Here is a 13,962-nt window from a genome sequence, read left to right as displayed (position 1 = left end):
GAGTCGGCGGGTTGTACGGAATCTGTCTGGCAACGCATGTCGGCCCATGTCGGTTCTATGTTGGTCGGTCTTCACACCGACTCCGTACATGACAGATCGGCGAGGGCCTGCGGAATCGCAGGATCTGATGGTTAGATGCCCTTTAGGCTGTTCCATCCATCTTCTCGTAGCTCGACATCCTCGCTAGATCGACATCTGCGAGGAAGTCACACTTTCATGTTGCCGACAATGAGCTACGAGGTTCACGCCCTCAAGACAGGGGGTGAGGCGTACTCGGCTATTCGTGGTCAACCTGGCGACTGCCGACAAGCACACGATGTGCGCTCAGGGCGGAGTCACAGGGAAGAAGTAGCCGCAAGGAAGTGGCCGACCAACCAAGGCAGGCTGATGCTTCCAAGACATACGACCGCAATGGGACATGACCCATTCTAGTGCTGGCATTGAACATGAGTCGCAGAACTCGGACATCGCCGAGCGGTCGCTAAGAAAGAGACCTTAGAAGCTACCAAGCGTCTGGGCAATCATCGGGAACGGCAGCAACCTAGCAAGAGACGCGCTGCCGGGACTTGCTGCGGTGCGCAAAAGCAGTTACAATCCCCGCACTACCCATCAGCACACAGCCACCTATTTGGAGCTCTTACCAGTGTAACTATCAGTCTCGCAGCGAGCCGCTTTTCTAATTTCAAACTTCGCTCGCACGAGGCTGTACGTTCGACTGGCTGTGTTTTGCCAGCCCTTACTTTTTGGGCTGTTCTCTATTCCGGGTTCGGAAAGAGGCATTCGCGCCTAGATCCGTTCCAGCCTGCGGCCGAGCCTGCCCCCGGAATAGATCAATGATGAAATCCCTGCGCCAGGACTGGTTCTCCAACGTCCGGCACGACCTATTGGCTGGCGTCGTCGTAGCGCTCGCCCTCATCCCCGAAGCCATCGCCTTCTCGATCATCGCAGGCGTCGATCCCAAGGTCGGCCTGTATGCCTCATTCTGCATCGCCGCAGTGACTGCTTTCACAGGCGGCCGACCGGGCATGATTTCGGGGGCCACCGGCGCGATGGCGCTGCTGATGGTCACGCTGGTCAAAGAACACGGACTGCAATACCTGCTGGCCGCCACGGTGCTGACGGGTGTACTTCAGATCATCGCTGGCTGGCTAAAGCTCGGCGCGTTGATGCGCTTCGTCTCGCGCTCGGTCATCACCGGCTTCGTCAACGCGCTGGCGATCCTGATCTTCATGGCCCAGTTGCCCGAGCTGACGAACGTGACCTGGCACGTCTATGCCATGACGGCGGCGGGCCTGGCCATCATCTATCTCTTCCCCCGTATCACCAAGGCCGTGCCGTCCCCCCTGGTGGCCATCGTGGTGCTGACCGCCGTGGCGATCGTCCTTGGCCTCGACATCCGCACCGTGGGTGACATGGGCCAGTTGCCCGACAGCCTGCCGGTGTTCCTACTGCCCGATGTGCCGTTGAATCTGGAGACGCTCAAGATCATCTTCCCGGTGTCGGCCACCTTGGCCGTGGTGGGCCTGTTGGAATCCATGATGACGGCTTCCATCGTCGATGACCTGACCGACACGAACAGCAACAAAAACCGTGAATGCGTAGGCCAAGGCGTGGCGAACATTGCCAGCGGTTTTCTCGGCGGCATGGCGGGTTGCGCCATGATCGGCCAGTCGGTCATCAACGTGAAGTCGGGTGGCCGGGGCCGGCTGTCCACGCTTGCAGCCGGTGTATTCCTGCTGCTGATGGTGGTGTTCATCGGAGATTGGGTGGCGCGCATTCCAATGGCTGCACTGGTTGCAGTGATGATCATGGTGGCCATCGGTACCTTTAGCTGGACATCGTTTCGCAACCTGCGCGCGCACCCCAAGAGTTCCAGCGTGGTGATGCTCGCGACTGTCGCCATGACGGTAGGTACCCATGACCTAGCCAAGGGCGTGCTGGTTGGTGTGCTGCTCTCGGGCTTTTTCTTCGCCCACAAGGTCGGCCGGATCTTCCATGCGTCCTCCCTCACGGAGGACGAAGGCCGCATACGCACCTACACCATCACCGGCCAGGTGTTCTTCGCATCGGCCGAACGCTTCGTCAATGCCTTCGACTACAAGGAAGTCATCGACAAAGTACGCATCGACGTCAGCCGCACCCACTTCTGGGACATCACCGCGGTGAGCGCCTTGGACAAGGTGGTCATCAAGTTCCGGCGCGAAGGCACGGAAGTGGAAGTGATCGGCCTGAACGAGGCCAGCACCACGATGGTGGACAAGTTCGGCGTCCACGACAAGGACGGCGCTGCCGACATGCTCGCGGGCCACTAACAAGGAGAACGGATCATGAAAAACGAGAATAAGGTGCTGGCTTGCGTCGATCAATCACGATACGCGGTTCATGTGGCCCACTGCGCGGCCTGGGCGGCCCACCGCATGGATGCACCGCTGGAGTTCCTACACGTGATCGACAGCCATCCCGAGCGGGGACCGGGCGACGACCACAGCGGTGCCATCGGCGTCGACGCTCAGGAAAGCCTGTTGGCACAACTGTCAGCCGAGGACGAAGCACGCGCCAAGAGCGCGAGAGAGCAAGGCCGGCTGTTCCTGAACCAACTGCGCGAACGCGCATTGGCGGCGGGTGCGGCGCGCGTCGATGTGCGGCAGCGTCACGGCGCACTGGAAGACACAGTGGTGGAACAGGCGCAAGGCGTGCGTCTGTTAGTGCTGGGCCGACGAGGTGCAGGGGCCGAAGTGGCGCGACGTGAGCTGGGCCATCATGTCGAGCATCTGGTTCGCGCTCTGAATCGCCCCATCCTGACCGTGACCGAAGACTTCAAGGCGCCCCAACGGGTGATGATCGCCTTCGATGGCGGCACCGTCACACGGCGCGGCGTTGAAATGGTGGCGGGCAGCCCGCTGTTTCGCGGATTGCCCATCCTATTGCTGATGTCCGGCAAGCAAAGCAGAGACGCACCCAAATCGCTTGATTGGGCCAGGGACACCCTGAAAGCAGCAGGCTTCGAGGTGACGGTTTCACTGGTTCCCGGAGATGCCGAAACAGTGATTGCAACGGCAGTGAAAGAACAGTCCATTGACATGCTCATCATGGGCGCATTTGGTCATTCACCACTGCGCGGCCTGCTATTTGGAAGCAAGACGACGGACTTATTGCGCTCGTCACGCATTCCAACGCTCTTACTGCGGTAGCAAGAGGCGATCGCCACAAGGCAGTCGTCTGTTTTGGAACGAGGCCCCATTGCCGCCTGATGGGGTAGTCAATCTGCATCGTGAGGGCCTAAAGATAAGTTGGTCGGCAACACGAACATTTGAGTTTTTCAGTTACGACAACTCGGTCTGATTACACGCTCTGCTAGCGCGTTGACAGTTTCAGAGCGACAAGGCTGTAGATATGCATGCGCGTGGAGAAGGCGGCACACGCCTATATATAGGGAAGTTCTCATGGAGTTGCGCCATCTACGCTATTTCTGGGCCGTAGCCGAAGAACTCCACTTCGGCCGCGCCGCGGAGAAGCTGCACATCGAGCAATCACCGTTGTCGCGTGCTATCAAAGAGTTGGAAGAAGAACTGGGCGTTGTGCTGTTTGCTCGAACCACTCGCAGCACTCAACTCACCCGCGCCGGGAAACTGTTTCTGGAGCACGTGCGCCGCGTCTTCGCCGCCTTGGAACAAGCACGGGACAGTGTGAGGGCAGCGGCCAATGGATTTCATGGACAGTTGCGCGTGGCGCTGTCCGACGGCATCACCCCGTCACGCCTATCTGCTTTGCTCGCCGTCTGCCGACAAGAAGAACCAGAGGTCGAAATCCGATTCTTCGAGGTGCCACTGTCACAACAGATCAAGCGACTACATGACGATCTGTACGACGTAGGATTCGCGCAGTCCAGGGAGGCAGGCGATGGCATCGTCGCTTTACCGGCTTGGAGCGATCCGCTTATGGTGGCGGTGCCGGCGAGGCATCCGCTATTGGCCCACAAACGCATCCCTCTGGATGAGTTGCTGCGCTACCCGCTTGTCTTGTGCGACCCGCAAGTGTGCGAAGGCCATGCCAAACACGTTGATCGAGTGCTGCGTCGGGCGGACATGGAGCCGCTAATTGCGGAGCGGGTCGCTTCCTGCGACCTGATGATGGCGCTCGTATCGGCAGGCTTCGCACTTGGCCTGGCGGGTGCAGCGCACATTGTCGCAAGCCGTGAACCGGGCGTGGTAGCGCGACCACTGGCGTCCCGTGTACCGCCGCTGACGACGTACCTGCTCCGCCCAGAGAATTTCCCCTCCGATGTGCTGACACGCTTCATTAAACGTGTGCAGGCTATCGAATCACCGGAATCTCCCCGGCCCATCACGGGCCATACTCTTGACCTACCGGAGGTACCTACGCCGTGAAGAAGACCATTCCTTTCTTGCTGGCGGCCGCATTGACCGCCTGCGGCCAATCCGAGGCGCCGCAGAAAGCCGCCGATTCGGAGGCAAATATCCCGACGGTGGAAGAACTGGCAGCCAACCCCGAACGGCTCAAGGAGCTGCGCCAGCAATGCAAAACCGACCGTGCCAAGCTGGGCGACGTGCTGTGTAATCGGGTCGCCGAAGCCACGCGCAAGCGGTTCTATGGCGACGGAGAAACCCCGTACACGCCACCGAAGGAATCGCCCAAGTTCTGATTGTTGTCGGTTCGCCGCATTACCTTCATTTTTCCGCCCAACACGCCGCAATGCGCCCGCGCTTGCGGCGTTTTTCTTTGGCTCGCCAGTGCGCTAATTCTTTCTTTTTGTTCGACCTTTCTGTCCTAAACGGTCTTTGACCGGCACTGGCCCGGCACCGATCCTGACGCCTGCGGCACGTCCGTGTGCCGCTTTTTCCATGAGGAATCAGCGCAGGAGAAATCGGAGGCGAGGTCATGCAAGGGACGAACGTGCTATTCGGTCAGATCGCCGTGGTATTCGGCATCGTGATCGCCGGAGTGTGGGGCGCCACACAATGGACAGCAGCAGCCCTTGGCTATCAAGTACGCCTTGGCTCGCCTTGGTTCGATCTTCTTGGCACGCCGATCTATCACCCGTGGAAGCTGTTTGAGTGGTGGTTTTCTTACGGCGCCTATACCCCGGAAACCTTCGACACCGGCGGAGCCATCGCGGGCAGCAGTGGCATGGTCGCCGTGGCCGTCGCCATTGCCATGTCGGTCTGGCGCTCGCGGCAGGCACGCCTGGTCACGACCTACGGGTCGGCCCGCTGGGCGAACGCGCAGGACATTCGCAAGGCGGGCCTCACGCAGCCAGCGGGCGTGTTCCTCGGCCAGCACGACCGCCAGTACCTGCGCCATGAAGGGCCAGAGCACGTCCTGACCTTCGCGCCCACGCGCAGCGGCAAGGGTGTCGGCCTGGTGGTGCCCACCTTGTTGAGCTGGCCGGCTTCAGCGGTCATCCACGACATCAAGGGCGAGAACTGGCAGATCACCGCCGGCTGGCGCAGCCGTTTCAGCCATTGCCTGCTGTTCAACCCGACCGATGCGAAGTCGGCGGCCTACAACCCGCTGCTGGAGGTACGGCGCGGCGCGCATGAAGTGCGCGACGTGCAGAACATCGCGGACATTCTGGTCGATCCCGAAGGCGCGCTGGAGAAGCGCAACCATTGGGAAAAGACCTCTCACGCGCTGCTGGTCGGGGCCATCCTGCATGTGCTCTACGCGAGCGAAGACAAGACGCTGCGCGGCGTCGCCAACTTCCTCAGTGACCCGGCCAGCCCCTTCGAGCTGACCTTGCACCGGATGATGACCACGCCGCATCTCGGCGATGGCCCGCATCCCGTCGTCGCTTCGGCGGCGCGCGAAGTGCTCAACAAGTCGGACAACGAGCGTTCCGGCGTGTTGAGCACCGCCATGTCGTTCTTGGGCCTCTATCGTGATCCCACGGTGGCCGAAGTCACGTCGCGCTGCGACTGGCGCATCGCCGATCTCATCTCCGCCGAGCACCCGGTGTCGCTGTACCTGGTGGTGCCGCCTTCGGACATCAGCCGCACAAAGCCGCTCATCCGCCTGATCCTCAACCAGATCGGCCGGCGCCTGACCGAATCGCTGGACGGCTCGGACGGCATAGCGCGCAGGCACAAGCTGCTGCTGATGCTCGACGAGTTCCCGGCCTTGGGCCGGCTCGACTTCTTCGAGACGGCCTTGGCCTTCATGGCGGGCTACGGCATCCGCAGCTTCCTCATCGCGCAGTCGCTCAACCAGATCGACAAGGCGTATGGGCAGAACCACTCCATCCTCGACAACTGCCATGTGCGCGTGACGTTCGCCACGAACGACGAACGCACAGCGAAGCGCATCTCCGAGACGCTGGGCACCGCGACCGAGCTGCGCGCCCAGCGCAACTACGCAGGCCACCGGCTCGCGCCGTGGCTGGGCCACCTCATGGTGTCGCGTCAAGAGACGGCCCGCCCGCTGCTGACGCCGGGTGAAGTCATGCAGCTTCCGCCCGATGAGGCCGTGGTGATGGTGTCCAGCGTGGCCCCCATCAAGGCCACGAAGCTGCGCTACTACGCCGACACCAATTTCAAGCAGCGTGTCATGCCGCCGCCTGCGCTGGCGGACGGGCAGTACGCGGACGCGCCGCCTGCGCGCGCTGACGACTGGAGCGGCTTGGCGATCCCCGCCGTGCTGACTCCGCCTGCCGCCGGAGAAGCCGAGGGCTTCCCGGCCAGCACTGACGACGGCGGCCCGCGCCGTCAGCCAGAGCTTTCCGAAACCGTCGCCTACGACCCCGAGCTGGCCGCGCCCGCGGCCGACCTGGCGCTGCTCGATGACGACGACGACCTGCCGCTTCCCCTTCCTCGCCAGCTTGATCCGCCCATGCAGCGCGTGGCCCGGCTGGCGTCCCTCGACCCCAACGACGGAATCGAGCTATGAGCTACCGCCTGAACCTCTTTATTCAGCCCGAGCACGCCCAGCGGCTCGATGAACTGGCCGCCAAGAAAGGCGTGTCCAAGTCATCCATCGTCGCGGCGGCGCTCGCATCGTGGCTGTCGCCCGATGCCGCCGACCAGCGCGAGGCCGCTATCGCCAAGCGCCTTGATCGGCTGTCGCGCCAGGCCGAGCGCATGGAGCGCGACCAGAACATCGCCATCGAGACGCTGGCGCTTTTCATCCGCTACTACCTGACCGTCAGCACGCCGGTTCCCGAAGCGCACCAAGACGCGGCCCGTGCTCAGGGCAAGGCGCGCTTCGAGCAGTTCACCGAGCAGCTTGGCCGCCACCTGATGCGCGGACGCAGCCTGGTGCGCGACGTGGTGGAGGAACTGCACCCCGACCCGATGCGGATGGAGGACGCCGCCGCAGCGGCTCAGGCGCGGGAGCGTGCGTCATGAGTGCCGTTCCCCAATCCATGAGTGCCACGTCGCTCGACCGGCGCATCCAGATGCTGCGCACGGCAATGGGGCCGCTAATCGCCACCGCGCTCGAAGACCCCGACGTGGTGGAAATCATGCTCAACCCCGACCGCACCCTTTGGGTGGATCGCCTGTCGTCGGGCCGCGCGCCTATGGGCGTGGAGCTGCCCGAAGCCGATGGCGAGCGAATCATCCGCCTGGTCGCGACCCACGTCGGCGCGGAGGTGCATCGCGGCCAGCCGCTGCTGTCCGCCGAACTGCCCGAAACCGGCGAACGCTTCGAGGGCATCTTGCCGCCCGCCGCGCCGGGGCCGGCCTTCGCGCTGCGCAAGCGCGCCATCGGCGTGATCCCGCTGGAGCGGTACGTCGTGGACGGAATGATGACCGCCGCCCAGGCAGGCTTTCTGGTGCGCGCCGTGCGCGAGCGCCAGAACGTCTTGATCGCCGGGGCCACCAGCAGCGGCAAGACGACCTTGGCGAACGCGCTGTTGGCCGAGATAGCCGCCACCGGCGACCGCGTACTGGTGCTCGAAGACACCGTGGAACTGCAATGCGTCGCCCGCGACCACGTGCCGCTACGCACGCGCTCCGGCGTGGTGTCCATGACCGAGCTGGTGCGCTCATCCATGCGCCTGCGGCCTGATCGCGTCGTCGTCGGCGAGGTGCGCGGAGCCGAGGCACTAGATCTCATCAAGGTGTGGGGCACAGGCCATCCCGGCGGCATCGCCACGATCCACGCCGGTTCCGCGCTGGGCGCGCTGCTGCGCATGGAGCAACTGATTCTCGAAGTGGCGGTGAACCCGCCGCGTGCGCTGATCGCCGAGGCGGTCAACGTGGTGATCCACATCGCCGGGCGCGGACGGAAGCGCCGCATCGAGAGCATCGCCCGCGTCGTCGGCTTCGACGGCGTTGGCTACCAACTGGCGGATGCGATGGACACGCCGTTTCCCGAGCTGTCGCCAGTTCCCGATGCCGCATCCGCTGCGGCGACTTCCTCATCCCCGTCCCTCAATCCCTCTGGAGAACTGCCATGACGCACGCCCATGCCTTCCGTGTTTCCGTAAATCCGCCTTCGCACCTGTCCATCCTCGCGCGGCTGCGCTGCCTGGGCCGCCCTGCGGGGCAAGGGCTGCTGCTGGCCGCGCTGCTGCTGTTCCTGGCCGGAACCGCGCAGGCCGCCGGTTCCTCGATGCCGTGGGAAGGCCCGCTGCAATCCATCCTCGAATCCATCCAGGGGCCGGTGGCACGCATCGTGGCCGTCATCATCATCATCGCCACGGGCCTCGCGCTGGCCTTCGGCGACACGTCGGGCGGTTTCCGCAAGCTGATCCAGATCGTGTTCGGCCTGTCCATCGCGTTCGCGGCTTCGAGCTTCTTCCTATCGTTCTTTTCGTTCTCGGGCGGGGCTGTCGTATGAGCGCCCCGGATAGCTTCGCAGCCGGGTTCGAGGTGCCGCTGCATCGCTCGCTCACCGAGCCGATCTTGCTGGGCGGCGCACCGCGCACCGTGGCGATTGCCAACGGGACGCTGGCCGCCGCCGTCGGGCTGGGCCTGCAACTGTGGATTCCGGGCGTCGTGCTTTGGATCGTCGGCCATTCGCTGGCGGTATGGGGTGCGCGCGTCGATCCGCAGTTCATGGCCGTGTTCGCCCGGCACATCAAACACCGCCCGCTGCTGGACGTGTGAGGGGGCCGCCATGCTGAACCTCGCCGAATACCGCCAGCGGCCCGCGCTGCTCGCCGACTGGCTGCCCTGGGCCGGACTGGTCGCGCCGGGTGTCGTCTTGAACAAGGACGGCAGTTTCCAGCGCACGGCCCGGTTTCGCGGGCCTGACCTCGACAGTGCAACGCAAGGCGAGCTGATCGCCACGTCGGCGCGCTTGAACAACGCGCTGCGCCGGCTGGGTTCGGGCTGGGCGCTGTTCATCGAGGCCGAGCGCCGCGCCGCCGCCGACTACCCGCACTCGGACTTTTCCGAGCCGCTTTCGTGGCTGGTGGACGAAGAACGCCGCTCGGCCTTCGAGGATACCGGCCACCACTTCGAGAGCGGCTATCACCTGACGCTGGTGTACCTGCCGCCCGAGGAATCGCGCGCCCGAGCCGCCAAGATGCTCTACGAGAACACGCCGACGAGTGGCGTGGACTGGCGCGAGCGGCTGCAAGCCTTCGTCGCGGAAACGGATCGCGTCTTCGACCTGCTCGATGGCGTGATGCCGGAAATCGCCTGGCTGGACGACGCGCAGACTCTGACCTATTTGCATTCGACTATCTCGACGCGGCGCTTTCGCGTCGGCGTGCCCGAGGTGCCTTTCCACATCGACGCGCTGCTGACCGACTCGCCGCTGGTCGGTGGCTTGGCGCCCATGCTGGGCGACCGGCACCTGCGTGTGGTGTCGGTGCGGGGCTTCCCGACCTCGACCTGGCCGGGGATTCTGGACGACCTCAACCGCCTGGGATTTGGGTATCGCTGGAGTACGCGCTTTCTGTGCCTGGATAAATCCGAGGCGGAAAAAGAACTCGCCCGCCTGCGCCGTCAGTGGTTTGCCAAGCGCAAGAACGTCATTGCGCTGCTGCGCGAAACGATCTTCCAGCAGGAAAGCCCGCTGGTCGATACCGACGCGAACAACAAGGCCGCCGACGCTGATGCCGCCTTGCAGGAGCTGGGCAGCGATCAAGTCGCCTTCGGCTACCTGACGGCGACCGTCACCGTCACGGACGAGGACGCCGGCGCAGCCGACGAGAAGCTGCGCATGGTGGAGCGCGTCATCCAGGGCCGGGGCTTTGTCACCATCCCCGAAACGCTCAATGCCGTGGATGCGTGGCTGTCCTCGCTCCCCGGCAACGCCTACGCCAACGTGCGCCAGCCCATCGTCTCGACGCTGAACCTGGCGCACATGATGCCGGTGTCGGCGGTATGGGCCGGGCCGGAGAAGAACGACCACCTGGGCGGCCCGCCGCTGATCGTCACACGCACCGATGGCGCGACGCCGTTCCGGCTGGTGACGCACATCGGCGACGTGGGCCACACGCTGGTCGCCGGCCCGACCGGCATGGGCAAGTCGGTCTTGCTCGCCACGCTGGCGATGCAGTTCCGCCGCTATCGCGGCTCGCGCATCTTCGCCTTCGACATGGGGCGCTCGATGCGCGCCACCATCCTCGGGCTGGGCGGCGAGCACTACGACCTGAGCATGGATGGCGAAATCGCCTTCCAGCCGCTCGCCCGCATCGACCGCGAGGGCTACCGCACCTGGGCCGCCGAATGGATCGAGGGGCGCTTGCTGCACGAAGGCGTGGCGGTCGGCCCGGACGAGAAGGCGGCCATCTGGTCGGCACTCGGCAGCCTTGCCGGTGCGCCGGTGGAGCAGCGCACGATGACCGGGCTGTCCGTGCTGTTGCAGAGCAATGCGCTGCGCCAGGCGCTCGCGCCGTATGTGCTCGGCGGCGCGCACGGCAAGCTGCTGGATGCCGATCACGACCGGCTGGGCATGGCCGACGTGCAGGGTTTCGAGATGGAGGAGCTGATGCACAGCAAGGCCGCCGTCATGGCCGTGCTGCATTACCTCTTTGCGCGTTTCGATGAACGCTTTGACGGTGCGCCCACGCTGCTGATCCTCGATGAAGCGTGGCTGTTCCTCGATGACCCCGTGTTTGCCGCGCGCATCCGGCAGTGGCTCAAGACGCTTCGCAAGAAGAACGTCAGCGTCATCTTCGCCACACAGTCGCTTGCGGACATCAAGGATTCGAGCATCGCGCCCGCGATCATCGAAAGCTGTGCAAGCCGCATCTTCCTGCCGAACCCGCAGGCGACCGAGCCGCAGATTCGCACGATCTACGAAGGCTTCGGCCTAAATTCGCGGCAGATCGAGATCGTCGCCACCGCGCAGCCCAAGCGCGACTACTACTACCAATCCCGCCTCGGCAACCGCCTATTCGACCTCGACCTGGGGCCGGCAGCGTTGGCGTTTGCGGGCGCTTCCACGCCGCAAGACCAGCGCGACATAGACCGCGTGCTGCTGGACGCCGGCACGCCTGGCTTCGCGGGCGCCTGGCTGCGCCATCGCGGCCTCGATTGGGCGGCTGACCTGCTGCCCTCGTTCCCCGGCCTCGCGCCGGGTTCCTTCGCTGACCACCCACAGGAGATCCTGCCATGAAGAAGCGCCTTGTCGCCGCTGCCATCGCGGCCATGCTTTGCACCGCCACTGCCCATGCGCAATGGGTCGTGATCGACCCCACCAACCTCGTGCAGAACACGATGACCGCGATCCGCACGCTGGAGCAGATCAACAACCAGATTCGCCAGCTCCAGAACGAAGCGCAAATGCTGATGAACCAGGCGCGCAACCTCGCCAGCCTGCCGTCCAGCGTGGTCGGCCAGTTGCGCGCCAACCTGGCGACGACCGAGCGGCTGATCGCCCAGGCCCGAGGCTTGGCCTACGACGTGACGAATCTGGATCGGGAGTTTGCCCGCCTGTACCCGGAGCAGTACGCCGCCACCGTCAGCGGCGACCAGATGTACCGCGATGCCCAGGAGCGGTGGAAGAACACGCTCAACGGCTTGCAGACCACCATGCAGATGCAGGCGCAGGTGTCGCAGAACCTGGGCGAAGACGAAAGCGTGCTGGCCGATCTGGTTGGCAAGAGCCAGTCGGCGCAAGGCGCGTTGCAGGCGATGCAGGCCACGAACCAGTTGCTCGCCTTGCAGGCCAAGCAGTCGATCCAGTCGCAGCGGCTCCAGATCACGCAAGACCGGGCCGCCTCGCTGGAACTGGCGCGGCAGGCGGCGGCGACCGAGCGCGCCCGCGAAGTGCGGCGGCGCTTCCTCGGGGAAGGCACGCCGTACACGCCGCAGTCCGTCAACTTCTACCGCGACTGACGGGGGCCGACATGCGATGCGTCCTCGTCCTTGGTGCCGTGCTGCTGGCCGCTTGCGGCGAGCAGCCGGCCGACAACCTCGCCGATGCCCTGGCTGCCGACCCCGCGCGGCTCAAGGCGTTGCGCGCGCAATGCGCGGCCGACCGGGAGGCCACGGGCGAGGACGCTTGCCGCGCCGCCGCCGAAGCCTTCCGGCGGCGCTTCTTTTCCGGCGAGGCCGGGCCGGATGAATACCGGACGCTGGCCGACATGCCGCCGATCCCGCCCAGCTTCGAGGAACCGGCCGATGGCACCGCGCCGGCCTTGCCCGCCGCCCCGGAGGGCACGCCATGAATGACGTGACCATCATCGACCAGTTCCTCAACACCTTCGCCACCTACATCGACTCGGGTTTCGGGCTGCTGCGCGGCGAAGTGGCGTTCCTCACGGCCACGCTGATCGTCATCGACATGACGATCGCCGGGCTGTATTGGGCCATGAGCCACGCTACCGGCCAGGGCGATGACGTGATCGCCAAGCTGCTGCGCAAGGTGCTTTACGTCGGTGCCTTCGCCTACATCCTCAACAACTTCAACTGGCTGGCCAGCATCGTGTTCCGCTCGTTCGCTGGGCTGGGCATCACCGCCACCGGCTCGTCCATCACGATGGAGAACTTCTTGCAGCCGGGCCGGCTCGCGAAGACCGGCATCGACGCCGGGGCGCCGATTCTGGAGCAGATCGGCGAGATGGCCGGCTTCCCCGAGGTGTTCGTGAACCTCGACCCCATCGTGGTGATGTTCCTCGCGTGGCTGGTCGTGGTGCTGTGCTTCTTCGTGCTGGCGATCCAGCTTTTCATCACGCTGATCGAGTTCAAGCTGACCACGCTCGCCGGGTTCGTGCTGGTGCCGTTCGCGCTGTGGAACAAGACCAGCTTTCTCGCCGAGAAGGTGCTGGGCAATGTCGTGGCCGCCGGTATCAAGGTCCTGGTGCTGGCCGTGATCGTCGGCATCGGCTCGGGCCTGTTCTCGCAGTTCCAAGTCCATCCCGCCGAACCGAACATCGACCACGCGCTGGTCATCATGCTGGCCTCGCTCACCTTGCTGGCGCTCGGGATCTTCGGCCCTGGCATCGCCACGGGCCTCGTGTCCGGTGCGCCCCAACTCGGCGCAGGCGCGATGGCCGGCGCCGCCGTCGGTGCAGCCGGAACCGCAGTGGCTGTCGGTGCCGCCGCGACGGGCGTGGGCGGTGCGGTGGCCGCTGGTGCTCGCATGGCACCGGCCGCCGCCAAGCTGGCCGGCAGCGGCGCGCGTGCCGCCACGTCGGCGGCTGGCAGCGCGAAGTCGGCGTTCCAGGCGGGTTCCGCAGCAGCAGGCGGCGGTGCCAAAGGCGCGATGGCGGGCTTGGGCAACGTCGCCAAGACCGGCGCGCAGTCTGCCGGACGCGCAGCCGCATCCCGCGCTTCCGCTGCCGGGCAGCGCATGGCCGCGCCGTTCCGCGCGGGCTGGAATGGCGACGCCGGCGCGTCAGCCGGCCAGGCCGCCACCAGCGAAGCCCCCGCAGGCGCTGCCGCTGCACAGCCCTCCGAGCAGCCCGCCTGGGCCAAGCGGCTGCAACGCCGCCAGCAACTCACCCAGGCCGCGACCACCACCGCCCACACGCTCCGCGGTGGCGATGGCGGCGGCTCCGGCCAGGGGCCGAGCCTGCGCGATTCCGATTCATAAGGAGAACTG

At 65.0% G+C, this 13,962-nt stretch carries 13 protein-coding genes; all 13 read left to right on the top strand.

The window, feature by feature from the left end; genetic code table 11:
• Positions 1–833: 833 nt before the first annotated feature.
• The gene (locus tag ACZK0Z_RS13820; RefSeq protein ID WP_023121633.1) at positions 834–2,312 is read left to right on the top strand and encodes a SulP family inorganic anion transporter; all 1,479 of its coding nucleotides are present in this window, start codon (positions 834–836) and stop codon (positions 2,310–2,312) included.
• Between the two features lie 15 nt (positions 2,313–2,327).
• Positions 2,328–3,191, top strand: a complete 864-nt coding sequence (locus ACZK0Z_RS13815) for a universal stress protein (RefSeq protein ID WP_023121632.1) — start codon at positions 2,328–2,330, stop codon at positions 3,189–3,191.
• 252 nt (positions 3,192–3,443) lie between these two features.
• Entirely contained in the window at positions 3,444–4,388 is a 945-nt protein-coding gene (locus ACZK0Z_RS13810; protein ID WP_414489335.1) for a LysR family transcriptional regulator, read from the top strand.
• On the top strand, positions 4,385–4,663 hold the full coding sequence (locus ACZK0Z_RS13805; RefSeq protein WP_023121630.1) for an EexN family lipoprotein: 279 nt from the start codon (positions 4,385–4,387) through the stop codon (positions 4,661–4,663). The genes ACZK0Z_RS13810 and ACZK0Z_RS13805 overlap by 4 nt, the downstream gene beginning before the upstream one ends.
• Positions 4,664–4,899: 236 nt before the next feature.
• Positions 4,900–6,903 carry a conjugal transfer protein TraG gene (locus ACZK0Z_RS13800; protein ID WP_033457389.1) on the top strand — a complete coding sequence of 668 codons (2,004 nt, stop codon included), beginning with the start codon at positions 4,900–4,902 and terminating at the stop codon, positions 6,901–6,903.
• A complete protein-coding gene (locus ACZK0Z_RS13795) occupies positions 6,900–7,361 on the top strand; it encodes a hypothetical protein (RefSeq protein WP_023121628.1) in 462 nt (153 codons plus the stop codon). Before ACZK0Z_RS13800 ends, ACZK0Z_RS13795 begins: the two co-directional genes overlap by 4 nt.
• Complete coding sequence (trbB, locus tag ACZK0Z_RS13790; protein WP_023121627.1) at positions 7,358–8,416, top strand: P-type conjugative transfer ATPase TrbB; 1,059 nt, start codon at positions 7,358–7,360, stop codon at positions 8,414–8,416. The genes ACZK0Z_RS13795 and trbB overlap by 4 nt, the downstream gene beginning before the upstream one ends.
• Entirely contained in the window at positions 8,413–8,799 is a 387-nt protein-coding gene (locus ACZK0Z_RS13785; protein WP_023121626.1) for a TrbC/VirB2 family type IV secretion system protein, read from the top strand. The genes trbB and ACZK0Z_RS13785 overlap by 4 nt, the downstream gene beginning before the upstream one ends.
• Positions 8,796–9,068 carry a VirB3 family type IV secretion system protein gene (locus ACZK0Z_RS13780; protein ID WP_023121625.1) on the top strand — a complete coding sequence of 91 codons (273 nt, stop codon included), beginning with the start codon at positions 8,796–8,798 and terminating at the stop codon, positions 9,066–9,068. The genes ACZK0Z_RS13785 and ACZK0Z_RS13780 overlap by 4 nt, the downstream gene beginning before the upstream one ends.
• A gap of 10 nt (positions 9,069–9,078) precedes the next feature.
• The gene (trbE, locus tag ACZK0Z_RS13775) at positions 9,079–11,532 is read left to right on the top strand and encodes a conjugal transfer protein TrbE (RefSeq protein WP_023121624.1); all 2,454 of its coding nucleotides are present in this window, start codon (positions 9,079–9,081) and stop codon (positions 11,530–11,532) included.
• The gene (gene trbJ / locus ACZK0Z_RS13770; protein ID WP_023121623.1) at positions 11,529–12,254 is read left to right on the top strand and encodes a P-type conjugative transfer protein TrbJ; all 726 of its coding nucleotides are present in this window, start codon (positions 11,529–11,531) and stop codon (positions 12,252–12,254) included. The genes trbE and trbJ overlap by 4 nt, the downstream gene beginning before the upstream one ends.
• A gap of 11 nt (positions 12,255–12,265) precedes the next feature.
• Positions 12,266–12,586, top strand: coding sequence for a hypothetical protein (locus ACZK0Z_RS13765; protein ID WP_023121622.1), 321 nt, complete (start codon positions 12,266–12,268; stop codon positions 12,584–12,586).
• A complete protein-coding gene (gene trbL, locus ACZK0Z_RS13760) occupies positions 12,583–13,953 on the top strand; it encodes a P-type conjugative transfer protein TrbL (RefSeq protein ID WP_023121621.1) in 1,371 nt (456 codons plus the stop codon). Before ACZK0Z_RS13765 ends, trbL begins: the two co-directional genes overlap by 4 nt.
• The last annotated feature ends 9 nt before the right edge of the window (positions 13,954–13,962 follow it).

The organism is Stenotrophomonas sp. 116085_Sma (assembly GCF_056479585.1).
Note: the sequence above shows the minus strand (reverse complement) of the source record. Positions and strands in the feature narration are given on the sequence as shown.

Bases quoted from the DNA above. Each gene is read 5' to 3' on its own strand.
- ACZK0Z_RS13765 (WP_023121622.1), top strand. From the start codon at position 12,266: ATGCGATGCGTCCTCGTCCTTGGTGCCGTGCTGCTGGCCGCTTGCGGC.
- ACZK0Z_RS13815 (WP_023121632.1), top strand. From the start codon at position 2,328: ATGAAAAACGAGAATAAGGTGCTGGCTTGCGTCGATCAATCACGATAC.
- trbJ (WP_023121623.1), top strand. From the start codon at position 11,529: ATGAAGAAGCGCCTTGTCGCCGCTGCCATCGCGGCCATGCTTTGCACC.
- ACZK0Z_RS13780 (WP_023121625.1), top strand. From the start codon at position 8,796: ATGAGCGCCCCGGATAGCTTCGCAGCCGGGTTCGAGGTGCCGCTGCAT.
- trbE (WP_023121624.1), top strand. From the start codon at position 9,079: ATGCTGAACCTCGCCGAATACCGCCAGCGGCCCGCGCTGCTCGCCGAC.
- trbB (WP_023121627.1), top strand. From the start codon at position 7,358: ATGAGTGCCGTTCCCCAATCCATGAGTGCCACGTCGCTCGACCGGCGC.
- trbL (WP_023121621.1), top strand. From the start codon at position 12,583: ATGAATGACGTGACCATCATCGACCAGTTCCTCAACACCTTCGCCACC.
- ACZK0Z_RS13795 (WP_023121628.1), top strand. From the start codon at position 6,900: ATGAGCTACCGCCTGAACCTCTTTATTCAGCCCGAGCACGCCCAGCGG.
- ACZK0Z_RS13820 (WP_023121633.1), top strand. From the start codon at position 834: ATGATGAAATCCCTGCGCCAGGACTGGTTCTCCAACGTCCGGCACGAC.
- ACZK0Z_RS13785 (WP_023121626.1), top strand. From the start codon at position 8,413: ATGACGCACGCCCATGCCTTCCGTGTTTCCGTAAATCCGCCTTCGCAC.
- ACZK0Z_RS13800 (WP_033457389.1), top strand. From the start codon at position 4,900: ATGCAAGGGACGAACGTGCTATTCGGTCAGATCGCCGTGGTATTCGGC.
- ACZK0Z_RS13810 (WP_414489335.1), top strand. From the start codon at position 3,444: ATGGAGTTGCGCCATCTACGCTATTTCTGGGCCGTAGCCGAAGAACTC.